Genomic DNA, 25266 nt, shown 5'->3' with positions numbered 1-25266 from the left:
CGTAGCCACCTACCGCTATTTCAAGGACATCGAGAAGGACAATCTGATCTCGAAGTAGCCGGAGTTAAGGGGGGGGGTCCTCCTTCCGGAAGGGAGCCAAACGCTCCTCTCCGAAGCATCCAGCCACAGAAAAACCCCGCAAGGCATCAAGCCTCGCGGGGTTTTCGTTTGCAATCAAACGGATGACGCTACTCCTTCACCAGTTCGATGTGGTCCAGACAGAAATAGGCGGGATCAAAGTCCTTCAAAGGATCAATGCCCTGCGGAGTAAACGTCAGTTTGTCGACACTGCCCAGCGAGGAGAGATCCACCTTGACCCAACCGGCTTCAACCGTGCCGTTCTTCACCAACGTCACATCCACCGTGCCGGTCGAGGCATTGTCCAACGAGCCGGTGATCCGATAGCTGAACGTACGATCCTTGACCGCCGAGGAATCGTACTTGTAGTAGGTATCCAGCAGTGTCGAGGGCGCCATGTAGAGATATGCCACCTTGCGGGGTGAAATGAATTCGATCGTGGGAGTCGTGTGGAGGTAGCCGGGCATGCTGCTGTAACTGTAATAAGCCACAGCAAACGTCTCGGTCGAGCAGGCTCCCGATTCCGCATAAACTGAGAATTGATTGGCGAAATCGTGCGAGGTCGCCGTCGTATTATAGTTCTGCGACAGCACGAAACCGGCCCAGGTATCCCACTTATAGCTGCCGCCATCCGAATAATAGGATCCGAACCAGACATTGTCATCGGGCGTGCCGAAGAGCGGAAGATCGATGTACGTGGAGCCGGACTGATCCTGCTGGCCGTAGAACGAAACATACGACTTGCCCCAGAAGACGTTTTTGTGGGTCGCGGCCGCATCGCCTCCGACCACCTCGACATCACCCAGAACGAGCAATTTGCCTTTGATATCTATCAACCCTTCGGACGTCTCGAACGAAATGACATCATACTCCTGATAGGGGTCAATAACCCGTACGACACACGAAGCCGAAACCGTGCCGCATACCGCCTCGACGGTTGCCGTTCCCGCAGCCACGGCCTTGACCAAGCCCGTTTCCGAAACCGTTGCGACCGACTCCTTGTCGGAACGCCAAACCACACGATCCGTCGTATTGACCGGAGCGGGGGTTGCCGTCAACTGAAGCGTCTGGCCGATATCAAGCGTCTGCTCCGTAACATCCAACGATACACCCGTAGCCGGAACCTGCGCAGTTCCCTCCTTGTCGTCATCCGAACAGCCGACAAAGACCATCGAAGCCATCAGTGCGACAGCCGATGCCAATAGAATTCTTTTCATGTTGTTGAGTGAATTAAATATGTGCATAAAATAAAAAATCCGATCCCGGACCTCCCCGAAATCGAATCTCTATCCATACACAGCTTGAAACACACGCTTCCTGCGCCCCTCAGCCGATTTGCACGATGTTCCGTTCTCCGCAGATACACCCCGATAAGATTCAATCCCCGACGGGAAGTGCAAGGCAGGTCTTCTGGCTCGTCCCGGTTGCAACGCCTTCCCGGTCCTGCGGGACCAGTGGCCAAAGCGTGTCGCAACCTCCTTACGGGACTTACAGCAGCGGGAACTGCTGCCGATTTTCACGGCATTCCCTTTTCATCACGCCGGGTCTGCCCGACCCTTTGTGAACCTTTGCGGTGCAAAGTTACAAAATAAATTCGTATCTTTGCCCCGCAAACCTAAAAAACATGAAATCATGAAGCACGCTTACGTGTTCCCGGGCCAGGGCGCCCAGGCCGTCGGGATGGGCAAGGACCTCTACGACAACGTTCCCGAAGCAAAGGAACTCTTCGAGAAAGCCAACGAAATACTTGGATTCCGCATCACGGACATCATGTTCGCCGGAACCGACGAGGAGCTCAAACAGACCAAGGTTACCCAACCGGCCGTATTCCTCCACTCGGTGATCATGGCCAAGGCCCTCGGCGTAAAACCCGATGCCGTTGCCGGACACTCGCTCGGCGAGTTCTCGGCACTGGTCGTTGCCGGAGCCCTTTCGTTCGAGGACGGTCTGAAACTCGTCTCCAAACGTGCCATGGCCATGCAGGCCGCCTGCGAGGCTCAGCCCGGTACGATGGCTGCCATCCTCGGTCTGGAGGACAAGGTCGTCGAGGAGATCTGCGCTTCGACCGACGGTGTGGTCGTTGCCGCCAACTACAACTGCCCGGGACAGTTGGTAATCTCGGGAGCCGTCGAGGCTGTCGAGGCCGCCTGCGAGAAGGCCAAGGCTGCCGGCGCCCGCCGCGCCCTGCGTCTGCCCGTCGGCGGTGCGTTCCACTCGCCGCTGATGGAGCCCGCCAAGCAGGAGCTCGAAAAGGCCATCCACGAGGCTCCGTTCCAGACCCCCTCGTGCCCGATCTACCAGAACGTAGACGCAAAACCCTATACCGATCCGGCCGCCATCAAGGCCAATCTGATCGCCCAGCTGACGGCCCCCGTGCGCTGGACCTACATCGTCAAGAACATGCTGGCCGACGGCGTGACGGAGTTCACCGAACTCGGCCCCGGCACGGTGCTCCAGGGTCTGATCCGCAAGGTCGACGCCAACGCCACCGTCGAGTCGAAATCGACGCTGTAGTGCCTCCGCGGTTGAGATCCGCGCAAGACAAGAAAATAACGACCTGTAATTCAGGTCGTTATTTTTTTATTGTCCCAAAAGGCGAAAACTTTATTAAATTTATTAAAAACTTTGCATTATTTAAATATTCTTATTACATTTGCATAATTACTAAAAAACAGCCTGAAAGGATGACATCACTCACCGAATTTTTCAACAAACACGAAGACGAGGCCCTGAAGGGCATTTCTCACAAAAACAGCATCATCAAGCGCAATATCATCGCGCACATGGCCGTCAACGGCGAATGTACGCTCTCGGAGCTGACCAAGGAGCTGCACATCAGCGTCCCCACGATCACCAAACTGGTTCAGGAGCTCGTCGAGGAGAACATCGTCACCGATCTGGGCAAAGTCGAAACCCCCGGAGGCCGCCGTCCCAACATCTTCGGTCTGGCCAATTCGGCCATCTACTTCGCCGGAGTCAACGTCGGCCGCGACAACATGCGCTTCCTGATCACCGACCTGCAGAACAACATCATCAAGGAGGAGAACGACTTCACGTTCGAACTCATCGACCGCCCGCAGTGCATCGACCGCATCTGCTCGAACATCGAAAACTTCATCGCCAACTGCGGCATCGACCGCGGCAAGATCCTCGGACTGGGCGTCTGCATGACCGGCCGCGTCAACCCTGCCACGGGCCGCAGCTACAAATACTTCACCTCGAGCGAGCAGTCGCTGCGTGACATCATCGAACAGCGGGTCGGCATCCGCGTGCTGCTCGAAAACGACACCCGCGCCCGCTGCTACGCCGAGTACACCTGCGGCAAATCGAAGGACGAAAGCAACGTCCTCTACCTCCACATGGGCCGGGGCGTGGCCATCGGCATCGTTGTCGACGGACAACTCTACTACGGCAAGAGCGGGTTCGCCGGCGAATTCGGCCACATCCCCTTCTTCGACAACGAGATCATCTGCTCGTGCGGCAAAAAGGGCTGCCTCGAGACCGAGGTCTCGGGTATCGCCATCGAGAACAAAATGTGCCAGCTGATCGAGAAGGGGGTCAACACGATCCTCAAGGAGAAATACGACCAGCAGAAGAGCATCCACATCGACGACATCATCAATGCCGCCAAAAACGACGACAACCTCTCGATCGAACTCATCGAGGAGGCCGGTGAGAAGGTCGGCAAGGCCGTGGCATTCCTCATCAACACGTTCAACCCCGAGACGGTGATCGTCGGCGGAAACCTCGCCGCGGCAGGCGATTACATCATGCTGCCGCTGAAGTCCGCCACGAACAAATACTCGCTAAATCTGGTCTACAAGGATACGAAGTTCCGCGTCTCGAAGATGAGCGAAAACGCCAATGCCTGGGGTGTGGCCATGCTCATCCGCAACAAGGTCATCGGACTGCGATGACGCTCGAGGGGGAGCTGATCCGGCTGCGGGCCGTCGAACCCGAGGATGCCGAACTGATCCACACGTGGGAGAACGACCCGGACGTCTGGGCCGTCAGCGGCACCACGGAACCCTTCTCGCATGAACAGATCCGGCAATTCGTTGAGCGGCAACTCCGGGGCGAAGATCTCTTCCGCTCGGGTCAGTTGCGCCTGATGATCGAGGTACCGGAGAGGTCCCGCACGATCGGGACGCTCGACCTGTTCGAATACGACCCGTTGCACGGACGCGCCGGACTGGGAATCCTGATCTACGACGCAGAGCAACGGGGCAGAGGGTATGCAGCCGATGCCGTAGAGACATTCTGCCGTTATGCACGCGAGGGGTTGCGGATGCACCAGTTGTGGTGCAACGTCGGAGCCGACAACGCGGCAAGCCTCGGACTCTTCCGCAAACTGGGATTCCGGGAGGTTGGCACGAAACGCGACTGGCTCTGGACGCCCGACGGCTACCGCGATGAGATCCTCTTCCAGAAAATCCTCGACTGACCGGAGGGAGGGGAAGTGGAGCGGCAGAACTCGCGGTCCCGGACGACGGCAGAGCGGATGCGGCCGACAGCATCAGAAACAGACGCGGCCGACAGCATCAGAAACAGACGCGGCCGACAAAATCGGGAACAGACGCGGCCGACAGCGGCACATGGAGTTCCGAAACCGATGACAGATATACAGCGAGACAAAAAAATCCCGACCCTTGTGAGGTCGGGATTTTTCATTGCCACACGGCGCAGGACTACTCCAGGCGACGCGAACCGTCGGAGATCACCACGTCGTAGATCTTCGGTTCATGCCCGTACTTGGCATTAAACTTCTCTTTGGCCGTAGCGATGAAATGGTCGTAGAGCGAGTTCTTCACCAGATTGATCGTGCAACCGCCGAATCCGCCGCCCATGATGCGCGAACCCGTCACACCGCACTCCTCGGCCACCTCAACCAGGAAATCCAGCTCTTCGCACGACACTTCGTAATCCTTCGACATGCCCCAGTGGGTCTCGTACATGCGTTTGCCTACGGTCTCGTAGTCGCCCTTCTCCAGCGCATCGCAGACATCCAGCACACGACGCTCCTCCCCGATCACGTAGCGGGCCCGCTTGTAATCCTCTTCGGAGATCTGCCCCTTGATGGCATCAAGCTGCTCCATCGTGGCACCGCGCAGGAACTCCTGCCCCAGGGCCTTGGCCACCCGCTCGCACGAAGCCCGGCGATCGTTGTAGGGCGACCCCACAAGTTCGTGTTTCACACGCGAATCCACCAGCACGAGGCGGTAATCCTTCGGATCGAACGGGAAATAGGCATACTCAAGCGAACGGCAGTCCAGACGGATCAGATTGCCCTTCTTGCCGAAGACCGAGGCAAACTGGTCCATGATGCCGCAGTTCACACCGCAATAGTTATGCTCGGTAGCCTGGCCGATCTTGGCCAGTTCGAACTTGTCGATGCCGCAGTGGAAAAGGTCGTTCAGCGCAAAGGCGAAGGTCGACTCCAAAGCCGCCGACGACGACATGCCGGCACCCAGAGGCACATCTCCGGCAAACACCGTGTCGAAACCGCCGATTACGCCGCCGCGTTTCTGCACCTCGCGGCAAACGCCGAAGATATAGTGAGCCCAGCTTTCGGCCGGTTTGTCCTCCTCGCGGAGTCCGAATTCGGAGCGCTCGTTCAGGTCAAGGGCAAAGGCGCGCACCTTGTCCGTTCCGTTGAGGCGGATGGCGGCCACGATCCCCTTGTCGACAGCTCCCGGGAAAACGAAACCTCCGTTGTAGTCGGTATGCTCGCCGATGAGGTTGATACGTCCGGGCGAGGTGAAGAGAATGGCTCCGTCGCCGAACAGTTCGCTGAACTTGCTGCTTACTTTTTCTTTCATGCTCATGGTTCTATCGTAGTTTTAAGTGATTCGAATTGTACGAAGATAGTAAAAAATCTGCAGTTTCGTATATTTCCCCTACCAAATAATCATAAACGAGATTCAACCCGAAGACGGAGCAACAGCCGGGGAGAGTGACAAAGGTGTGAAAAAGCGGCGAACAGCAGGTTTCGACTTGTAATTCCGGAAATATTCGTTACCTTTGTATATATTTCATTTCAAAAGCACCAACCTTAACTTTTCTGCGATATGCTCAAAACTCTTGCCCTGACCGCCGCCCTGCTGTTTGCCGGGGGCGTCGCTGCAGCCCAACCCAAAGTCATTGCCCACCGGGGCTACTGGACCCTCCCGGGTTCGGCTCAGAATTCGCTGGCTTCGTTCAGCAAAGCCGATTCGGTCGGAGTCTTCGGTTCGGAGATCGACGTCTGGCTCACCTCCGACAACCGTCTGATCGTCAACCACGACCGCATCTACAAGGGGACCGACATCGACATGGAACGCGACAAGGCCAACCTGATCACGCAGGTGGTTCTGCCCAACGGTGAACGCATCCCGACGCTGGACGCCTATCTCAAACTGGTCGCCTCGAAGCCCGACACTCGGCTGATTCTCGAGATGAAGTCGCTTTCGGACCTCAACCGCGAGGATCTGGCCGCCCGGAAGATCGCCCAGGCGCTGCGCAAACACAACCTGCTGGAGCGCACCGACATCATTGCCTTCTCGATCAACGCCTGTCTGGCCTTCAAGAAGCTGCTCCCCGATACGAAAATCTACTACCTGAACGGCGATCTGCCGCCCAAGAGCATCAAGGCGCTGGGGCTGGCCGGCATCGACTACTCAATGGGGGCGCTGCGCCGGAATCCCCAATGGATCAAGCAGGCCCACGACCTCGGGCTGGAGGTCAACGTTTGGACGGTGGACTCGGAAGAGGATCTGAAATACTTCATCGAACAGGGCGTGGACTACATCACGACAAACTACCCCGAACGGCTGCAGGCCCTGCTGAAGGAGTAGAACAACCGGAATTCAAAATAAGAGCGGCTGATGCGGCCGCTCTTTTTCATATCCTGTCCGTCCTGTGCCGGGCAAAGGCCGACGCCCGGGATTCCGACCGTCAAGGCTCCACAACCCGGGATTGCGACCGTCTCAAGGCCCCACAATCCGGAATCCCGACCGTCAAGGCTCCACAACCGTCACCTCCACCCCGCGCTCACGCAACCGGTCCAGATAGAGCGGTTGAATGCCGCTGTCGGTGATGATCCGGTCGACGGCCTCCAGATCGCAGATCTTGCTGAAGCCCCGACGCCCGAACTTCGAACTGTCGGCCAGCACAACGACCTTCTGTGCCGCCTGAATCATGGCGTTGTTGAGCGAAGCCTCGAGCATGTTGGTGGTCGTCAGTCCGAATTCGAGGTCCAGTCCGTCGACCCCGATGAAGAGTTTGCTGCAGTTGAAATTGCGCAGCATCGACTCGGCAAAGGGCCCGACCACCGAAACCGAACTGCTGCGGGTGATGCCGCCCAGCTGGATAACGTCGACATCGGGTTCCTGCGAGAGGATCCGCGTCACGGGCACGGCGGCCGTAATGACCGTCAAATGGCCCTTGGGACGAATCTCCCGGGCCAGGAAGGCCATGGTCGTTCCCGAGGCGATGATGATCGAATCGTCGGGGGAGATCAACGCGGCGGCCGCGGCGCCGATGGCCCGTTTCTCGGCCACGTTCTTCTTCTCCTTCTCATTGACGTGACGATCGCTGATATAGGGGCTGATCAGAATGGCACTGCCATGCGTTCGATAGAGCTTCTTCTGTTGCTCGAGATAGGAGAGGTCCTTGCGGATGGTCACCTCCGACACGCGGAAGAGTTCGGAGAGCTGGGTCACCGAAATCGATCCGTTCTGCTGCAGAAGGGCCAGAATCCGGCTGTGACGCTCCGGCAGGCTCAACAAGGGTTCTTCACCAGGTTTATTCATGGGTGATGGTCTGTTTTATGAGACAATATACAAAAAATATCCCGAAAAACATGCACAAAATCGAGAAAACGGCCAATACAACTGACGTTGAAGACCATCCGGATGATTTCAAAATAAAAGACACTTCGTTTTGATATTGCGAAAAACATTTGTATTTTTGTTGCGAAACGAAATAACCCCGGCGGCCGAACTTCCCGTCCCGCTGCCACCCGAACCTTAACTACCATGTGGAAACTGCTGCAACCGCCTGCCTATAAGGCGGAAATGCCTGCCGACCAGATCGACCGCAAATACCACAAGCTGCGTCTGCAGGTCTTCATCGGCATCTTTATCGGTTATGCGGGATTCTATCTCGTCCGCAAAAACTTCTCGATGGCCATTCCCGAGTTGGCCGCCCTGGGCTTCGACACCAGCGAGCTGAGCATCGTCCTGTCGATGAACGCCGTGGCCTATGCCCTGTCGAAATTCCTCATGGGCAGCGTCTCCGACCGCAGCAATGCGCGGGTCTTCCTGCCGCTCGGACTGATCCTCACGGCCCTCTCGATGATGTTCATGATCGTCCCGGTGACGCTGCTCGGTCCCGAGCACAAACAGCTCGCCATCATCATCATGGCCATTCTGAACTTCCTGGTCGGATGGTTCAACGGCATGGGCTGGCCCCCGTGCGGACGGGTCATGACCCACTGGTTCTCGCAGAACGAACGCGGCACGAAGATGTCCATCTGGAACTGCGCCCACAACGTCGGCGGAGCCCTCGTCGGACCGATGGCCGTCTACGGAGCGCTGTGGTTCGGGTCGTGGTTCTACGGCGCGCAGTCGGAGCTCTACTTCCTGATCGGCACCTATCTCTTCCCGGCCGTCGTGGCCATCTTCATCGCCCTGCTGGCCTACGTCATGATCCGCGATACGCCGCAGTCGTGCAGCCTGCCCTCCGTGGAGAAGTGGCGCAACGACTTCCCGAAAAACTACAGTGCCAAGCAGGAGGAGGTGCTCACCACCCGGGAGATCTTCTTCAAATACGTTCTGAACAACCGCCTGCTGTGGTTCATCGCCATCGCCAACGCCTTCGTCTACATGGTGCGCTACGGCTGTCTGGACTGGGCCCCGACCTATCTGCGCGAAGCCCAGGGCTACGACATCAAGCAGGCCGGCTGGGCCTACTTCGCCTATGAGTTCGCCGCCATTCCCGGAACGCTAATCTGCGGCTGGATGAGCGACCGCTTCTTCCACGGACGCCGCGCCCTGCCCACGATCCTCTTCATGGCCATCGTCGCGGTCTTCATCTTCCTCTACTGGCAGTTCTCGTCGAACTATGTCATCGTCACCATGTCGCTCATCGCCATCGGCTTCTTCATCTACGGCCCGGTGATGCTCATCGGCGTGCAGGCCCTCGACCTGGCACCGAAAAATGCCGCCGGGACCGCAGCCGGATTGACCGGATTCTTCGGATACTTCCTCGGAACGGCCATTCTGGCCAACATCGTGCTGGGAACGGTGGCCGACCGGGCCGGCTGGGACTGGACCTTCGTGCTGCTGATCGGCGCCTGTCTGCTGGCCATTCTCTTCATGGCCTTCACCTACCGCAAGGAGAAAGAGCGCGACAAAAACCGCTGACACGGCCGCCGCACAACACGTCTCCGGCAAACCGACTGATACGCGAAAGCCTCCCGACGGTGCGTCGGGAGGCTTTTTCGTCTTTTTTTTGGGGGGGGGTGAATCGGCGGGGAAACTCGGCAAGAAAGAGACGAGAGGACAAACGGAAAGGAGCCGGCAGGAGTTGGCAGGGAGAAACAGACAGGGCCGAGCCGGTGGAAAGAACCGGCGGATCAGAGGATCGTATAGCGCCGCAACTCACGGCTGAGTTCCTTCTCGCGGCCGCCGGTCAGACGGTCGAGCAGAGCGTGGAAACGCGGCGAATGGTTGTGGTGGACCGTATGGCAAAGCTCATGCAGGATGACAAAATCCCGCAGCACCTCGGGCAGCGTCATCAGGTAGAGGCTCAACGAGATGTGGTTCTGTCCCGAACAACTCCCCCACTTCGTGCGCGAAGCGCGGATCGTGAGCTTCTCACAGCGCAGGCCGGTCGCCTCCGTCAGGCGGGCCATGCGGCCCGGGAGATCCGCCTTGGCGGCCCGCCGTAACTCCTCGATGCGGGTTTTCTGCTCCGCGGGCGGGAGTTGCGGCGGCAGGGCGGCACGTCTGCGGGCCAGCCGCTCCCGGGTGGCGAGAATCCAGTCGGCCTTCTCGTCGAGGAACGCCAGCGCCCGCCGCCGCGACACCCCGAAGGGGTAGGCGAGCCGCACGGCTCCCGTGGCCCGCACGCGAATCGAAACCCGCCGGGCCCGGGGTGACTGCGCAAGGGTCACCTCTCCCAGACGCGGATGGTCGATCACCTCGGTTATTTCAACCCATCCGGCGCGCCCTGCCGCCCCGCTCTTCCGGCCCCAACCGATCATCGCAACCACAGGGAATGCACCGAGAGCGAGTTAATGACATCAACCGAGTCGCGACGCTCTACCGAAAGCTGTTCGAAGAGGATCCGGCACCGTTCGTCGCGATAATCCAACAGCCGCAGCGTCTGTTCGCGGGTCAGCGCCACACCCGCCGCAGGGTCGAATCCGCTTGCCGACAGCTGCTTTTGCAGCAGTTCCGCCAACGGAATCTCCACGACAGGCTGCCGCTCCCCGACCCGGAAGCGCAGCGTATCGTTCTCGATGATGCAGCTCTCGGGATTCCAGACGGACAGATTGACATAACAGCGCGTGTAACGACCGTCGATATCGAACCGGGCGTTGTGGGGCAGATAGGCATCCACGGAGGAGGATGGCGAGATGGTCTCCGCAACAACCTGCGTCCACCCCCACTGCACGTAGTCGCGCATCGACTCGGGAAGAGTAGCCACCCAGTCGTCCGTGGAGCGAAGACCGAAGCGGGCAAACGTGGCGCTGTCGCGTTCGACATACTGCAGCGCCTCATACAGCTCGCGGAACTCCTTGCGGCGGGCCGTATCGGCCATCGCGACGGGAGCGAGCGAGAGGTGTCCCCGTTCGTCGAGACGCCCCAGCGCGGAGGCAAGGCGTTCGACGCGCCGCGTCTGCGACTGCAGGGCCATGCGTTCGGGCTTCAGAGCCGGAATGTAGGCCACCGCGGCAAAGACCGCCATGGCGAAGAGCACCACCCAGAGGTAACGCCCCGCACGGCGCCAGAGAAAGAGTCCGATGCAGAAGGTCATCACCACGCCGCAGGCCACAAGATAGATGCGCGGCACGGTCAGTCCGTACTCACCGACACGCCGCACCACCCCGACCCAGAACAGCACGAGAATGGGCAGCGACACGAGGCTGAAACGGTCGTAGAACCAGTCGAAGGTGCGTTTGGCCAGAGGCAGCCGCAGCGCCTTGACCAACAGGGTCGCTATCGTGAATCCGAAGACCAGATAGGCCACCCCGCCCTCGGGCAGCGACCACGTCACGAGGATCTTCAACAGATAGAGGTAGAGGACGGCGGCATAGATGACGACGGCCGGCGTGATGATTCCGTTCATCAGCACCTCCAGGACGCGCGACGAGCCCATGCGGGCCTCCTCCCAGCGGTCGAGCATCATCAGGAAGAGGGCCGGGACGGCGAAGAACTGCACGACGAAAAAGAGATCCGTCGTCAGGTGCATGACCCAGCGGGCTTCGGCGAATCCGAAGATGTAGGCCGCCGACCAGAGGATCGCCTCGAAGAGTCCGTAGGCGACATAGGCGAAGAGCATGGCCAGCACCGCCGCCCGCAGACAGACCAGCGCGTCGGCTACGAAACGGTCGTTTGCCGCGGCCCGGCGCGAGGCCAGCAGCGCCAACGGCGTGAGGATGAACAGCGTGATGACCGCCTGCGCCGAGTCCAGCCATCCGGCGAGCCCCGACCAGAGGTACAACGGCACCAGCGGGACCCATGCTACCCAGTAGATGCGGCGCCATACGGTCTGCCCGACCAGCCGGTTGACCACCAACAGCAACAGGGCGCCCCATTCCATCACCACCAGACGCGCGACAGGGGGTTCGTGCCTGGTTTCATAGCTGACGATCAGCGTCACGGTGAGAGCCAGCAGCAGAAGCAGCTCCAACGGATGACGGTGCACAACGGTTTGAAGCCCCTCGCGGAGCTCCTTCAATCGGGTACGGAAATTCCATTTCATGGCTATGTTTTTTATGATGGCACGAAATGAGGCCCCCAACGGGGCGACCGGTCCGCAGCCGAACGTCGGCAAATCACGGCTCCCGACACGGCGCGGCTCACGGCGGGCCGTAGTCTACTCGCCGATGCGCTGACGTACGACCTCGAACAACATCACGGCCGCTGCGGCCGAAACGTTCAGCGACTCGATATGACCGATCATCGGGATGGCCAGCTGTTCGTCGCAGAGTTTGAGCACCTCGCGCGAGATGCCCGTATCCTCAGCCCCCATGACCAGCACGGTCGGGCGGCGGAAGTCGGCGTCGTAAAGCAGCTTGCGGCTCTTTTCGGTGGCGGCGACCACCTGGAAACCCTCCGCCTGCAGCTGTTTGAGCGTGTTGCGGACCGACCCCACGCGGCAGACCGGAATCGTCGTCAGCGCCCCGGCCGACGAACGGATCGCCTCGGCATTGACCGGTGCGGAGTTCTTCAGGGGCGTGATGAGGCCGTGGGCCCCGGCACACTCGGCCGAACGAGCGATGGCCCCGAAGTTGCGTACGTCGGTCACCCCGTCGAAGAGGACCACCAGCGGCGTCTCATCCTCGGGAACCCGTTCGAGAATGTCCGACAGTTCGACATACTCGATGGCGGCCGTCTGAGCAACGACCCCCTGATGGTTGCCGCGCGTCAGGCGGTTCAGCTTCTCGACGGGCACCTCCTGCCAGCGGATGCGGTGGCGGATGCACAAGTCGCGGAACTCCTGCATCAACGGCCCCTCGGCCCCCTTGCGGATGTAGAGTTTTTCGATCTGCCGGCCGGCTTCGATCGCCTCGGCCACGGGACGGATCCCGAAAATCAGATTATCCATTGTATTGTTCTTCGGTGATTTCCAATTCATAGGAGGCCTTCTCCCACTCGTGCATCTGGTGGTCGTAGCGGGCCTTCAGATCGTTGTATGCCTTGTAGTCGGCCTCGTTGTAGTCGGTTGCCGCAGCGAATTTCGCATCCCACGCGGCGATCTGCTTCTCCAGATCGCCCAGCTCCGTCTCGATCGTCTCGACCGCCTTGCGCAGTTTGCGCAGCAGCTTCTCCTGCTCTTTCTTCTGTTCGTAGGAGGCCTTGCCGGAGAGGGCCGCCGGTTTCGCATCCGCGGCGCTTGCCCCCTTTGCCGCCTCTGACGCCGCACCCGTACCGGATGCACCTGCCGGAGCAGCTTTCGGCGTCGTTTTCGGCGTTCCCTTGGCTCCCTTGGCCGGTGTATCGCGCCGCTCAAGCTCCTGCAGCGACTCCAGCTTGCGCTTTTCCAGAAAATAGTAGATACCCCCGAGATACTCCTTGACGCCGCCGTCGCGGAATTCATAGACCTTGTCGACCATACCGTCGAGGAACTCACGGTCGTGCGAAACGACAACCACCGTGCCGTCGTACTTCAGAATGGCATTTTTGAGGATATCCTTCGAGCGCATGTCCATGTGGTTCGTGGGCTCGTCCAGCACCAGCAGGTTGCGCGGCTCGAGCATCATGCGGGCCATGGCCAGACGCGCCCGTTCGCCGCCCGAGAGGACCTTGACCTTCTTGTCGATATCCTCGCCGCGGAAAAGGAAGGCCCCCAGGATGTCGCGCAGCCGCGTGCGGATGTCGCCCACGGCCACCCGGTCCAGCGTGTCGTAGACCGTAAATTCGCCGTCCATCAGGTCGTCCTGATTCTGGGCGTAGTAGCCGATGTTGACGTTGGCGCCGATGCGGACCGACCCCTCGGTCGGGGTCAGCTGCCCAATCAGAATCCGGGCCATCGTGGTCTTACCCTCACCGTTGCGCCCGACAAAGGCGATGCGGTCGCCCTTCTCGATGGTGAAGTTCGCCCCGCTGAAGACGTGTTTCGCGCCGAACGACATGCCGACGTCGTTGATCTCGGCAACGATCTGTCCCGAACGCGGCGCGGGCGGGAACTTGATGTTGAGCGTCGCCAGATCCTCGTCCTCGATCTCGAGCCGCTCGAGACGTTCGAGCTGTTTGATGCGCGACTGCACCTGGTTCGACTTCGTGGGCTTGTAGCGGAACTTCTCGATGAACTCCTCGGTCTTCTCGATCATCCGCTGCTGATTCTCGTAGGCGGCCAGCTGCTGCGCCCGGCGCTCGGCCCGCAGCACGACGTATTTCGAATAGGACACCTTGTAGTCGGTGATCTTGCCCAGCGAGAGTTCGATCGTACGGTTGGTGACGTTGTCCAGGAAGGCACGGTCGTGCGAGATGAGCAGCACCGCCCCGTTGTAGTTTTTGAGGTACTCTTCGAGCCACTGGATCGACTCGATGTCGAGGTGGTTCGTAGGCTCGTCCAGCAGGAAGATCGACGGCCGCCGCAGCAGCAGTTTGGCCAACTCGATGCGCATGCGCCAGCCGCCCGAGAACTCACTCGTCGCACGGTTGAAATCCTCACGCTTGAATCCCAGTCCGAGCAGCGTCTTCTCGATGTCGGCGTCACGCGTCTCGCCGCCGAGGATATGGTACTGATCCTGTGCGTCGTTCAGACGGTGCAGCAGCTGTTCGTAGGCGGGCGATTCGTAGTCGGTGCGTTCGGTGATCTGGCGCGTGAGATCCTCGATCTCGGCCTCGAGGCGCAGCACCTCCTCGAAGGCCTTGGCCGTCTCCTGGACCAGGGTCGTGGTATCGGCCACACGCATCGTCTGCGGCAGGTAGCCGATCGTGCAGTCGCCGTTGAGGGTCACCGCACCCGACGTGGGCTGTTGTTCGCCGGTGATGATGCGCAGCAGCGTGGTCTTGCCCGCACCGTTCTTGCCCACCAGACCGAAGCGGTCCTTCGGATTGATCAGAAATGAAATATGGTCGAAGAGGGTCCAGCCCCCGTAACTGACGGTCAGATTGTCGATGGATATCATACGTTACACACTATCTGGGGCGAAGCCGCACGGAGCCGCTCCGCAAATCACCGCAAAGGTAACGATTTTCCGGGAATTCCGGCAACGACAGTTGCAGGGCTCCCCTTTTTCGGGCAAATATTCCGCCAAGCAACGCATGCGTCGTCCCGTCTGACCTCATCGGTTTGCGTCGGCGCCGAACTCCGGAATCCGTCGTCTCCCGGACACCCGGTGATTCCCTGTTCCCGGGCAATTTTAGCCCCTGCGGGCATCTTTTAGTCTCGATCTGTGATCCGATCAGTGTCGGCCCCCGCTCCCAACCCGCTCCCGGTCAGGCCTTTGCCCCGGTCGGCACCGGTCTGGCGATGGGTTTCCGCTTCCGGTCCCCGCTCCCCAGCCCGCTCCCGGTCAGACTCCGGTCAGGCCCCAAGAATCCGACGGATCTCGGCCTCCGGGTCCCCGGCCTTGAAGACGGCACTCCCGGCCACCAACACCTCGGCCCCGGCCTCGAAAACCTCGCGGGCATTCGCCGCCGAAATACCGCCGTCGACCTCGATGACGGTATCGAGCCCCAGCTCGCGGACCAGTGCCCGCAGCCGGCGGATCTTCTCAAGCGACCCCTCGATGAAGGACTGCCCGCCGAATCCCGGCTCGACACTCATCACCAGCACCAGATCCACCGCCGGCAGCACCTCGCGCAGCGCCTCGACCGGCGTGGCGGGTTTGATCGAGACGCCGACCTTCGCCCCGGCACGGCGGATCAGCGCCGCACAAGCCGCCGGATCCTCCGCCGCCTCCAGGTGGAAAGTGACCAGATCGGCCCCCGCCTCGACAAAACGTTCGACATACCGCTCCGGGGAGACGATCATCAGATGCACGTCGAGGAACTTCGACGTCGCCTTCCGGATGGCCTTCAGCACGGGGAATCCGAACGAGATGTTCGGGACGAAGACGCCGTCCATGACGTCGATATGAACCCATTCGGCGGCGCTGCGGTCGATCATCCGCGTGTCGCGGTCCAGATGGCCGAAATCGGCCGAAAGCATCGAAGGTGCTACTATGCGTTGCATGGAATCGTTTTTCAGGGATCGCGGCGGAGGGCTTCCCTCCCCGCGGCCGCATTTTCAAACAAAGATAGAAAAATTTCCGCAGTTCCGCAGAAAATCCTACCTTTGTAGATATGAATTCCACCCTGCTTTTTCTTGCCATCCTGCTCGGACTGCTTGCCGCCGTTCTCGGAGTCCTTCTTTCCCGCCAACACCGCCAAAACACCCGGCTGGCCCGGGAGAAGGCTGCCTCGGACGAGGCGCTGGCCGATGCGCGCCAACGGCTGACGGCCGCCGAAACCCTCCGGAATCAACTTACGCAAAGCCGCGACGAGGCTCAGAACGAGCTGCGCACCCTGCGCGAGGAGCACCTCCGCACGCAGACCTCGCTGGCCGCCCTGCGCGCCTCCTCCGAGGCCGAAATCGCCGCCCTGCGGACGAAAAATGCCGAAGAACGCGAAGCCGAACGTACGGAACGCGAGAAACTCGAGGAGCGTTTCCGGCTGGAATTCAAGAATCTGGCCACGGAGATTCTCGGCGAACAGTCGCGCGAGTTCAAACAGACCAACAAGGAGTCGCTCGACATCCTGCTCAAACCCTTCCGCGACAACATCACCGAATTCCGCGAACGGGTCGAGCGCATCTACTCCCACGAAAACGAACAGCGCGGCGAACTGAAAAACGAACTCAAGCGCCTCATGGAGCTCAACCAGCACATCTCGGCCGATGCCCGCAATCTGACCGATGCGCTGAAGGGCAACTCGAAGGTGCAGGGTGACTGGGGCGAGATGCTGCTGGAGACGATTCTCGACAGCTCGTCGCTCTCGAAGGGCATCCACTACGAGACGCAGTACAACCTCAAGGACGAGGAGGGTCGCAACCTGCGTCCCGACGTGGTGCTCCATCTGCCCGAGGGCAAACACATCATCATCGACTCGAAGGTCTCGCTCACGGCCTTCGTCAACTACACCGCAGCCCAGAGCGAGGAGGAGCGCCAGCGATACATGGCGGCCCACGTCGCCTCGGTGCGGCAGCACGTCAAGGAGCTGGGAGCCAAAGAATATCAACTGCATCTGAGCCGCATGTACAATCGACAGACCCTGCCCGATTTCGTCATCCTGTTCATCCCCAACGAGCCGGCCTTTCTGGCCGCCCTGCAGAGCGACCCGAAGATCTGGTCCGACGCCTACGACCGCAAGGTGATCATTTCGTCGCCGACGAACCTCTTCGCGCTGCTCAAACTCGTGGCCGACCTCTGGAAATACAACGATCAGGACAAGAACACACGTGAAATCGCCACCTGCGGGCTGAAGCTCTACGAACAACTGGTGGCCTTCACCGCATCGCTCGAAAACGTGGGTGCCTCCCTCGGCAAGGCGCGCGACGCCTACGAGGATGCCTACAAGCGGCTCTGCACGGGCAACGACAACATCATCCGCGTGGGCGAACGGCTGCGCCGGACGGCCCGCCTGCAGACCAAACGCCACCACGCGGCCCGCACGCTCGAACTCGCCGGCAGCGAGGACGTCGAACCGGAAACCGGACAAGACGCCGCTCCGTCGGACAGCGGCGCCCTGCCGCCTAGGGAGGACACGAACGAATAACCGCCCGAGGAGGACGTGAACAAATGCCCCCGAGGAGGACGTGAACAAATGCCCCCGAGGAGGACGTAAACAAATAGCCGCCCGCAGAACGGACTCTCCGCCGCCGGGAAGATCCGAAACACACGACGCGGCCCCTGTAACGAACCCCAACTCAAATCATTTATATATGAAACGTTTTACCACATTCCTGGCGGCCCTGACGCTGATGCTTCCGGCCGCCGCGGCCAATCCGAAGGCCGATCCGCAGGCGGTCGTCACGACCGGAAACGCCCGTTTCACCGTGCTCACTCCGCAACTCATCCGCATGGAGTGGAGCCAGGACGGGCGCTTCGAAGATCGTGCGACCCTGACGTTCATCAACCGGGAACTCCCCGTTCCCGAATTCCGGGTGCGCGACAGCCGCTCGAAACTGACCATCGAGACCTCGGCCCTGACGCTCACCTACCTCAAGCAGGGGCGGTTCACGGAGCAGAACCTGAAGGTGACCTTCCGCCTCAACGGCCGCGACGTAACGTGGACTCCGGGCATGGAGGATCCGCAGAACCTCATGGGTACGACCCGCACGCTGGACGGCTGCGACGGCGACAAACTCGGACGCGAGCCCATGGAACCGGGCCTGCTCTCGCGCTCGGGCTGGGCCGTGGTCGACGACAGCAGCCGCCATCTGTTCGTCGCCGACAACTCTCCGTGGGGAGAGTGGGTTGCCCCGCGCCCCGCAGGCGACCGTCAGGACCTCTACCTGTTCGCCTACGGCCACAACTACAAACAGGCGCTGGCCGATTTCCAGCAGATTGCCGGACGGGCTCCCCTGCCGCCGAAATACACCTTCGGATACTGGTGGAGCCGCTACTGGCAATACTCCGACAATGAATTCCGCGATCTGATTGCGAAGCTCCGTTCGATGGACATACCCATCGACGTGCTGATCGTCGACATGGACTGGCACGAGACCTGGAGCCTGCGCAAGAAAAATCCGCCGAAGGACGAGTACGGACAACGCATCGGCTGGACGGGTTACACCTGGCAGAAGGAGCTGTTCCCCTCGCCGGAGAACTTCCTCCGCTGGGCCAAAACCGAGGATCTGAAGGTGGCCCTGAACCTCCACCCGGCATCGGGCATCCAGCCCTACGAGGATGTCTACGAACCCTTCACCCGCGAGTACGGCTGGAAAGAGACGGGCAAAAGCGTCCCCTTCCAGATCGACGAACGCAAATGGGCCGACGCCTATTTCAACACCGTACTCGGACCGATGGAGAAGCAGGGTGTCGACTTCTGGTGGCTCGACTGGCAGCAGTGGCGCGAATCGAAGTTCACCCCCGGGCTTTCGAACACCTTCTGGCTGAACCACACCTTCTTCCGGCATGCCGAGATGATCAGTCCCGACAACCGGCCCTTCATCTACCACCGCTGGGGCGGACTGGGTTCGCACCGCTATCCGCTGGCCTTCTCGGGCGACACCTACGCCACGTGGGCGACGCTGGCCTTCCTGCCCTGGTTCACGTCCACCTCGTCGAACGTCAACTACGGCTATTGGGGTCATGACATCGGCGGCCACATGTTCCACAACGACCAGAAAAAGACCGATCCCGAACTCTACACGCGCTGGCTGCAGTACGGCGTCTTCACCCCGATCTTCAAGACCCACTCCACGAAGGATCCGCGCATCGAACGCTACATCTGGGCCTTCCCCGACCAGATGTTCTACATGCGCGACGCCATCCGCCTGCGCTACACGCTGGCCCCCTACATCTACAACGCCGCCCGCGAGAACTACGACTCGGGAATCGGCATCTGCCGTCCGCTCTACTACGAATATCCCGAGACCGACGAAGCCTACACCAGCAAAGAGGAGTATCTCTTCGGCAACGATATTCTGGCCACGGCCATCACCCAGCCCGTCGATTCGCTGTCGGGGCTTGCCGAGCGGAAGATCTGGTTCCCGCAGGGCCGCTGGTACGACATGGCGACGGGGGCGATGTACGAGGGCGGCACCGTCCGCCGGCTCCACTATACGCTGGCCGAGAATCCCTGGTACGTCCGCGCCGGAGCCATCCTGCCGATGAACCCCGAACAGATCAGCAACCTCCAGCAGGCGTGCGACACGCTGGTTCTGACCTTCGTCCCGGGCGGCGACGGAGAGCTCCGCCACTACGAGGACGACGGCACAAGCCAGCGCTACACCACCGAATATGCCACCACGCTGATCACCAAACGGCAGACGGGCAACGTCATCCGGGCCGAAATCGCCGCCCGTCAGGGCAGCTACGCCGGCGCTCCGCAGAGCCGCAGCTACGAACTGCGCTTTCCGGCCACCTTCCCGCCCCGCCGCATCACGATCAACGGCGAGGAGATCCCCTATGCGCGTTTCCCGAAGGCCGGCGAGTGGACCTACGACGCCTACACGTTGGCCCCGGTGATCCACACGCGGGCCATGGCGTGCGACCGGCCGATCGTCGTGGAGCTGACGCTCGACGACGAGGCCCTGACGAAACAGGAACTGCTCTACGGCAAAAGCGGGATTTTCAAGCGCTGCGTGGATCTGACCGTGGAGTTCAAGCTCGAACAGGGGCGCTTCGGCGAGACCTACCTGCTGCTTCCGCGCGAGTATCTCCGCGTATCGCAGTGTCCGAACTTCATCCTCGAGTACCCGGAAACGGCTCTGGAGCGGATCACGGAGTTCGACGAGGCGCTGCAGCGGATGTTCGAGACCACCGACCGCATGGAGATCATCGGGCCGTCGTTCAAGGAGAAGCTCCACCGCCAGCTCGGCAGCAACCGCGACGCCGAATAGCCTTCCGCACCGGTCGCCGGACCGTCATCAAAAAGGCTCCTGACCGAATTCGGTCAGGAGCCTTTCTTGTTCACCCCGTCATGTGGCTCACGCCTCGGCGTCGCGGTCAGCCCGCCAGCTGCGGCGCATCCGGCTCTCGATCCCGGGCGTAGCCCCGGCGGACTGCAACTCCAGCAGATCGTTCCAAACCTCTTCGACCCACGCCACACGCCCGCGGCAGCGTTTCAACACCTCCACGGCCCAGATCCGCACGGCGATCTTCGTCGACGGATCCGCGGCCCATCCGGCGGCCGTTTCGGCTATGCGGTCCAACGTCGGTGCATCGGGGCCGGCATGCTCCAGCAGGTCGACCATGATCTTGCCGAAGTGACGCCGGGCACTCGGGTCCGTACACGCCGGGAAGGCCGAGCAGCAAAAATCCTCCGCATGGGGGCCAAAGGCGCCTCGATCGCGGAAATAGATCCGTTCCAACACATAGGCGCCCCGGAAGAGCAGCTTGTGCCGGAGGGGTTTAGGAATCTCCGACAACGGAGAGGTGACCAGCCCGTAGAGATCTCCCACGGCTCCCGCATCCAGGACCCGGGAGGCCGCCTCGTCGGCGAAATGCTCCTGCCAACGCTCCGACAGCAGCGTAATCAACTCATCCCGGGTCATTGCGACAGGCGGCTGCGATCCGTCAGAAGAGCTTCTTCCGGGAGGTCATGACGACGAAATCCTTCAGATAGAAGGGTTCGAAATAGGCGATATCCTCCGTGCGTCCCTCGTCGAGGGCCTTCTGGGCCAGCCGGGCCAGGCCGCGAGCCGAAGGGGTCACCTCCACGAGCGTTGCGCCCTTGAGCACCCCGGCACACTTGCGGGCCCCGTTTCCGAAAATGACGAACGGACGTCCGTCGTTGCGATACGACGCGAAACTCTCCTCCGTGATCACCTCGGCCGAAACCTCCGTCAGCGGTTCACCCTGCGTATCGAAGAGCTGGGCATAGACCTCCATGCGGCGGGCGTCGACCATCGGACACAGCCGCGCCTCGTTCCACCGGTCGACCGAGATGATGCCGGCCTCGTAATCCTCGCGGGCCACCTCGACCAGCGCATCGAGCGATCCGACGGCCAGCAACGGTTTCTGCAGTCCGTAGCACAACCCCTTGGCAAACGAGACGCCGATACGCAGTCCGGTGTAGGAGCCGGGGCCCTTGCCGACGGCCACGGCATCCAGATCGTCGGGGGCAATGCCCGTTTCGCGCAACAGTTCGTCGACAAAAACACCCACCTTGCGGGCGTGGTCACGCCCCTCGTCGCTCTCGCGCAGCGACAGCAGCACGCCGTCGCGGGCGATTCCTACGGAGCAGATGTCCGTGCCGGTTTCAATACAGAGAATCAAAGACATACTCTTATCGTTTTTAGCTGTTTACAAATTCATTAATCGGGTCGGTCCCGGCCCGTGGATCACCCCCGGCTTCTTTCTCTCCCGTCCGGTCCCGTACGGACCGGCGGATCACTCCGCCCCGGGCCCGGCGATCACGCCGAAATGCTCCAGCGCCCGGCGGATTCCGTCGTCGTCGACCGACGCGGTCACCCAGTCGGCCGCCTCCAGGGCTTCGGCGCAGCCGTTGCCCATCGCCACCCCGATTCCGGCCGCACGCAACATCGGCACGTCATTGCCTCCGTCGCCGAAGGTCATGACCTCCGACAGGGCAATGCCGAAACGCCCGGCCAATTCGGTCACACCGGTCGCCTTGTCGATTCCGCGCAGATTCACATCGGCGAAAATCGGGCACCAGCGGCTGGACGAGAGCGACGGCAACTGCTCCATCACCCGCTTCTCGAGTTCCGGATCGATGTAGAAACACATCTGGCAGCAGTCACCGCGGTCGAACAGCCGCCGCAGGTCGACCGCCTGCGGAACCGGATGGGCAATCAGCCGGGACAACTCCTCGACAACGGGGGTTACGCGGTTGACGAAGATGCCGTCGTTCAACTCCAGCGCCATCGGGAAATCCCACGCCTCGGAGAGCTCCATGGCCCGTTCGAACGCCTGGCGCGGGATCGGATGGCGCGTCACCACCTCGCCGTCGTTCATCACGCACTCGCAACCGTTCAGGGCCACCACCCCGTCATACGGAATCGGGGCCAACGGTTCGAGATCGGTCACGGCGCGTCCCGTCGCGATGAAGAGGCGCACCCCGCCATCGTGCGCCCGAAGGAGCGCCTCGACGGCCGACGCCGGCACCTCGTGCGTGCGGAAACTGATCAGCGTCCCGTCGACATCCAGAAAGACGGCCCGGATCATCGGCGGAAGTTTTTCATCGCCTTGTCCATCTCGCGGCGGGCGTCGTTCTCCTTCAGATACTCGCGTTTGTCGTACGACTTGCGGCCGCGGGCCAGCCCGATGACCACCTTCACCAGTCCGCGCTCGTTCAGGAAGAGCCGCAGCCCGACGATCGTCAGTCCGCGGTCCTGTGAGGCGCGCTGAAGTTTCAACAGTTCGCGGCGTGTGAGCAGCAGCTTGCGATCGCGGCGCGGCACGTGGTTGTTGCACGTGCCCCAGGCATACTCGGCGATGTTGACGCCGCGGATCCACAGTTCGCCCTTGTCGAAATAGCAGAACGAGTCCACCATCGAAACCTTGCCCGCACGGATCGACTTGATCTCCGTGCCGACGAGCACGATACCCGCAACGTACTCTTCGAGAATCTCATAGTCGAACGTTGCGCGCTTGTTCCGGATATTTATCTTCTTCTGTTCGTTCATATACTCAAAAACGGCATACAAATTGCGAAATCTCTCCGCGGGGGTGGGTAACGGTCAAGGTAACCAATTCTTTTATCTTTGATATGTTTTTACACATCTTTCTGTTTATTTTCTGTTTGCACACGGTATGCGCAGTGATGCGTGTACATTCCGCGGCCCGCCCCCTTTTTTCATAAAATCAGTCGGTCCAGTTTTTTGGCCATGGTGGCCTTCACCTGGTTGTAGTTGTTCATCCGCTGGAGGATGTCGTTCATCTCCGCCTCGGGGAGGGTCTCGTCTTTCAATCGGTCCGAGAGCTCCTTGATCAACGCCTGGACGACCTTCGACTTGTAGAGCGTCACGGCCTTCGGGACCCCGACAGCCAGCATCTCGGCTTCGCTCTCGACGTGGATCTCCTTGCGCTTCCACAATTCGCTGGGAACGTAGTTGTCGTCCGAGGTGAGGATGTCCACCGCCGCCGAGCAGACCTGCGGGTCGATGTGGTTCAGGAAGAGGTGCGCCGGCACCTCAACACCCGGACCCGACACCTCCCACTGTTCGCGGTAGACGGCCATGATCTTGGCATAGACCGGATTGCGGAAGACGATCTGGTCGTCGCTCAATTCGGAAAAGATCACCTCGGCAACGTTGCACGACACCATCGTGCGCCCCTCCTTGAAATCGAACGAGCAATGGCCGTACTTGAGCAGATACTTGACGATCTCGCGCTCCAGCGCCTCGAAACTGCTCCCCGCCTCAACCTTCTGCGCATACTCCGCCTCGGGACGCTGGGGCTGCACCGTTTCACGCTGCCGGGCCGCGGCCTGACGCCGCAGGAAGTCGTCCGTCTCGCGGTCGCCCGACGTCGTGAGCCGTTTGCGGGCCACCTCGCCGATGAGGATCTGTTCGTCGATGTCCATGATCCGCGAACACTCCTTGATATAGACCGAACGCTGGATCGAATCGGGAATCTGCGCGATGGACTGCACCATGTCACCGATCAGGGCCGCCTTGCGGATCGGATCGCCCTGCGCATCCTGGAGCAGCAGCCGCGCCTTGAATTCGAGGAAATCCTGTTCGTTGGCGCGAATGTACTCCTGCACCTCGGCGGCCGTATGGCTGCGGGCGAACGAGTCGGGGTCCTCGGGTTCGGGCAGCAGCACCACCCGCACGTTCATCCCCTCCTTGAGGATCATATCGATACCGCGCAGCGAGGCGTGGATGCCGGCCGAATCACCGTCGTAAATCACCGTGATGTTCTTCGTGAAGCGCCCCAGCAGGCGGATCTGCTCCGTCGTGAGCGACGTGCCCGACGAGGCGACGACATTCTCGATCCCGGCCTGGTGCATCGAGATCACGTCGAGATACCCCTCGACCATGATGGCGAAGTTCTGCTGCTGGATGGCCTTCTTGGCGAAGTAGAGGCCGTAGAGTTCGCGTTTCTTGCTGTAGATCTCGCTCTCGGGCGAGTTCTGGTACTTGGCCACCTGCTTGTCGGTGCGCAGCGTGCGGCCGCCGAAGGCGACGATCCGGCCCGAGATATTGTGCACGGGGAAGATCACCCGGTCGCGGAAGCGGTCGTAGAGCCCGCCGTTTCGCTCGCTCACCAGCGAGAGACCCGTCGAGAGGAGGAACTCCCGCTTGTAACCGGCCGCCAGGGCATCCTGCGACATCCGGTCACCCTTCGAGGGGCAGAATCCGAGACCAAACTTCTTGATCGTGGCATCGGTCAAACCGCGCTTCTGCCGGAAGTAGGCCAGACCGACGTTGATTCCTTCGGAGTCGCGGTGGAGGTAGTTGGCGAAGTATTCCGCGGCCCAGCCGTTGAGCACGAACATCGACTCGCGGTCGTCGTTGCGGCGGAGCTCCTCTTCGGTCATCGCCTCCTCCTTGACCTCGATCCCGTAGCGTTTGGCCACCATCTTCAGCGCCTCGGGGTAGCTCACCCCCTCCTGCTCCATGACGAACGTCACGGCATTGCCGCCCTTCCCGCAACCGAAACACTTGTACACGCCCTTCGAGGGGGAAACGACGAACGACGGGGTCTTCTCGTTGTGGAACGGACAGCAGGCGACATAGTTCACGCCCTTGCGTTTGAGCGTGACGTAGTCGCCGACGATATCGACGATATTGGCGGCGGCGTAGATGCGGTCAACTGTTTCGCGGTCGATCATAGCCCACAAAGGTACGAATAAT

Annotated in this window: 20 protein-coding genes and 1 riboswitch; of the genes, 7 read left to right on the top strand and 13 right to left on the bottom strand. The window is 60.8% G+C overall.

Annotated features, from left to right (window positions below):
* Positions 1 to 188 precede the first annotated feature (188 nt).
* Positions 189 to 1295 (bottom strand): Ig-like domain-containing protein, encoded by a 1107-nt coding sequence (locus PUQ42_RS02600; protein WP_273370685.1) that lies wholly within the window; start codon positions 1293 to 1295, stop codon positions 189 to 191.
* Between the two features lie 167 nt (positions 1296 to 1462).
* Positions 1463 to 1663: riboswitch (cobalamin riboswitch) on the bottom strand.
* A gap of 47 nt (positions 1664 to 1710) precedes the next feature.
* On the opposite strand from PUQ42_RS02600, the gene fabD reads away from it, so the two are divergent.
* The 3 genes from fabD (at position 1711) to PUQ42_RS02585 (ending at position 4522) form a co-directional block, all read left to right on the top strand.
* Positions 1711 to 2592 carry an ACP S-malonyltransferase gene (gene fabD / locus PUQ42_RS02595; protein ID WP_273370684.1) on the top strand — a complete coding sequence of 294 codons (882 nt, stop codon included), beginning with the start codon at positions 1711 to 1713 and terminating at the stop codon, positions 2590 to 2592.
* A 170-nt stretch (positions 2593 to 2762) separates the two neighbouring features.
* Positions 2763 to 3995, top strand: a complete 1233-nt coding sequence (locus PUQ42_RS02590; RefSeq protein WP_087403619.1) for an ROK family transcriptional regulator — start codon at positions 2763 to 2765, stop codon at positions 3993 to 3995.
* Complete coding sequence (locus PUQ42_RS02585; protein ID WP_273370680.1) at positions 3992 to 4522, top strand: GNAT family N-acetyltransferase; 531 nt, start codon at positions 3992 to 3994, stop codon at positions 4520 to 4522. The genes PUQ42_RS02590 and PUQ42_RS02585 overlap by 4 nt, the downstream gene beginning before the upstream one ends.
* Positions 4523 to 4766: 244 nt before the next feature.
* Here PUQ42_RS02585 and galK read toward each other — a convergent pair whose 3' ends face one another.
* Positions 4767 to 5897: a galactokinase gene (gene galK / locus PUQ42_RS02580; RefSeq protein WP_273370692.1), complete on the bottom strand. Its 1131-nt coding sequence runs from the start codon at positions 5895 to 5897 to the stop codon at positions 4767 to 4769.
* Positions 5898 to 6146: 249 nt separating this feature from the next.
* On the opposite strand from galK, the gene PUQ42_RS02575 reads away from it, so the two are divergent.
* Positions 6147 to 6911: a glycerophosphodiester phosphodiesterase family protein gene (locus PUQ42_RS02575; protein WP_273370678.1), complete on the top strand. Its 765-nt coding sequence runs from the start codon at positions 6147 to 6149 to the stop codon at positions 6909 to 6911.
* Between the two features lie 162 nt (positions 6912 to 7073).
* On the opposite strand, the gene PUQ42_RS02570 is transcribed toward PUQ42_RS02575, so the two are convergent.
* Positions 7074 to 7868, bottom strand: a complete 795-nt coding sequence (locus tag PUQ42_RS02570; RefSeq protein WP_087308916.1) for a DeoR/GlpR family DNA-binding transcription regulator — start codon at positions 7866 to 7868, stop codon at positions 7074 to 7076.
* Between the two features lie 225 nt (positions 7869 to 8093).
* Here PUQ42_RS02570 and pgtP point away from each other — a divergent pair, with 225 nt between their 5' ends.
* Positions 8094 to 9482 (top strand): phosphoglycerate transporter protein PgtP, encoded by a 1389-nt coding sequence (gene pgtP, locus PUQ42_RS02565; RefSeq protein WP_273370676.1) that lies wholly within the window; start codon positions 8094 to 8096, stop codon positions 9480 to 9482.
* Between the two features lie 212 nt (positions 9483 to 9694).
* Here pgtP and PUQ42_RS02560 read toward each other — a convergent pair whose 3' ends face one another.
* The 5 genes from PUQ42_RS02560 to rpe form a co-directional block, all read right to left on the bottom strand.
* Complete coding sequence (locus tag PUQ42_RS02560) at positions 9695 to 10270, bottom strand: M48 family metallopeptidase (protein ID WP_337956014.1); 576 nt, start codon at positions 10268 to 10270, stop codon at positions 9695 to 9697.
* A gap of 50 nt (positions 10271 to 10320) precedes the next feature.
* Positions 10321 to 12048 carry a DUF4153 domain-containing protein gene (locus tag PUQ42_RS02555; protein WP_273370671.1) on the bottom strand — a complete coding sequence of 576 codons (1728 nt, stop codon included), beginning with the start codon at positions 12046 to 12048 and terminating at the stop codon, positions 10321 to 10323.
* A 114-nt stretch (positions 12049 to 12162) separates the two neighbouring features.
* Positions 12163 to 12894, bottom strand: a complete 732-nt coding sequence (gene rlmB, locus PUQ42_RS02550; protein ID WP_087308905.1) for a 23S rRNA (guanosine(2251)-2'-O)-methyltransferase RlmB — start codon at positions 12892 to 12894, stop codon at positions 12163 to 12165.
* Positions 12887 to 14923 carry an ABC-F family ATP-binding cassette domain-containing protein gene (locus PUQ42_RS02545; protein ID WP_273370670.1) on the bottom strand — a complete coding sequence of 679 codons (2037 nt, stop codon included), beginning with the start codon at positions 14921 to 14923 and terminating at the stop codon, positions 12887 to 12889. Before PUQ42_RS02545 ends, rlmB begins: the two co-directional genes overlap by 8 nt.
* Positions 14924 to 15321: 398 nt before the next feature.
* Positions 15322 to 15972, bottom strand: a complete 651-nt coding sequence (gene rpe / locus PUQ42_RS02540) for a ribulose-phosphate 3-epimerase (protein WP_273370668.1) — start codon at positions 15970 to 15972, stop codon at positions 15322 to 15324.
* Positions 15973 to 16082: 110 nt separating this feature from the next.
* Between rpe and PUQ42_RS02535 the strand changes: the two genes are divergently transcribed.
* Together PUQ42_RS02535 and PUQ42_RS02530 are read left to right on the top strand one after the other, a co-directional pair.
* On the top strand, positions 16083 to 17552 hold the full coding sequence (locus PUQ42_RS02535; protein ID WP_273370666.1) for a DNA recombination protein RmuC: 1470 nt from the start codon (positions 16083 to 16085) through the stop codon (positions 17550 to 17552).
* Positions 17553 to 17718: 166 nt separating this feature from the next.
* Complete coding sequence (locus tag PUQ42_RS02530) at positions 17719 to 20343, top strand: glycoside hydrolase family 31 protein (protein ID WP_122119494.1); 2625 nt, start codon at positions 17719 to 17721, stop codon at positions 20341 to 20343.
* 87 nt (positions 20344 to 20430) lie between these two features.
* On the opposite strand, the gene PUQ42_RS02525 is transcribed toward PUQ42_RS02530, so the two are convergent.
* The 5 genes from PUQ42_RS02525 to dnaG all read right to left on the bottom strand — a co-directional run bounded on the left by PUQ42_RS02525 (position 20431) and on the right by dnaG (position 25244).
* The gene (locus PUQ42_RS02525; RefSeq protein ID WP_273370663.1) at positions 20431 to 20997 is read right to left on the bottom strand and encodes a hypothetical protein; all 567 of its coding nucleotides are present in this window, start codon (positions 20995 to 20997) and stop codon (positions 20431 to 20433) included.
* 22 nt (positions 20998 to 21019) lie between these two features.
* Positions 21020 to 21727 (bottom strand): tRNA (adenosine(37)-N6)-threonylcarbamoyltransferase complex dimerization subunit type 1 TsaB, encoded by a 708-nt coding sequence (gene tsaB, locus PUQ42_RS02520; protein ID WP_087308899.1) that lies wholly within the window; start codon positions 21725 to 21727, stop codon positions 21020 to 21022.
* A gap of 108 nt (positions 21728 to 21835) precedes the next feature.
* On the bottom strand, positions 21836 to 22630 hold the full coding sequence (locus PUQ42_RS02515) for a Cof-type HAD-IIB family hydrolase (protein WP_273370662.1): 795 nt from the start codon (positions 22628 to 22630) through the stop codon (positions 21836 to 21838).
* The gene (gene smpB / locus PUQ42_RS02510) at positions 22627 to 23091 is read right to left on the bottom strand and encodes an SsrA-binding protein SmpB (protein WP_273370660.1); all 465 of its coding nucleotides are present in this window, start codon (positions 23089 to 23091) and stop codon (positions 22627 to 22629) included. The genes PUQ42_RS02515 and smpB overlap by 4 nt, the downstream gene beginning before the upstream one ends.
* Before the next feature lie 170 nt (positions 23092 to 23261).
* Positions 23262 to 25244, bottom strand: coding sequence for a DNA primase (dnaG, locus tag PUQ42_RS02505; protein WP_273370658.1), 1983 nt, complete (start codon positions 25242 to 25244; stop codon positions 23262 to 23264).
* Positions 25245 to 25266 lie beyond the last annotated feature (22 nt).

Source organism: Alistipes megaguti, from assembly GCF_944320325.1.
Lineage (GTDB): Bacteria > Bacteroidota > Bacteroidia > Bacteroidales > Rikenellaceae > Alistipes > Alistipes megaguti.
This window is presented reverse-complemented; position numbering and strand designations above follow the sequence as displayed.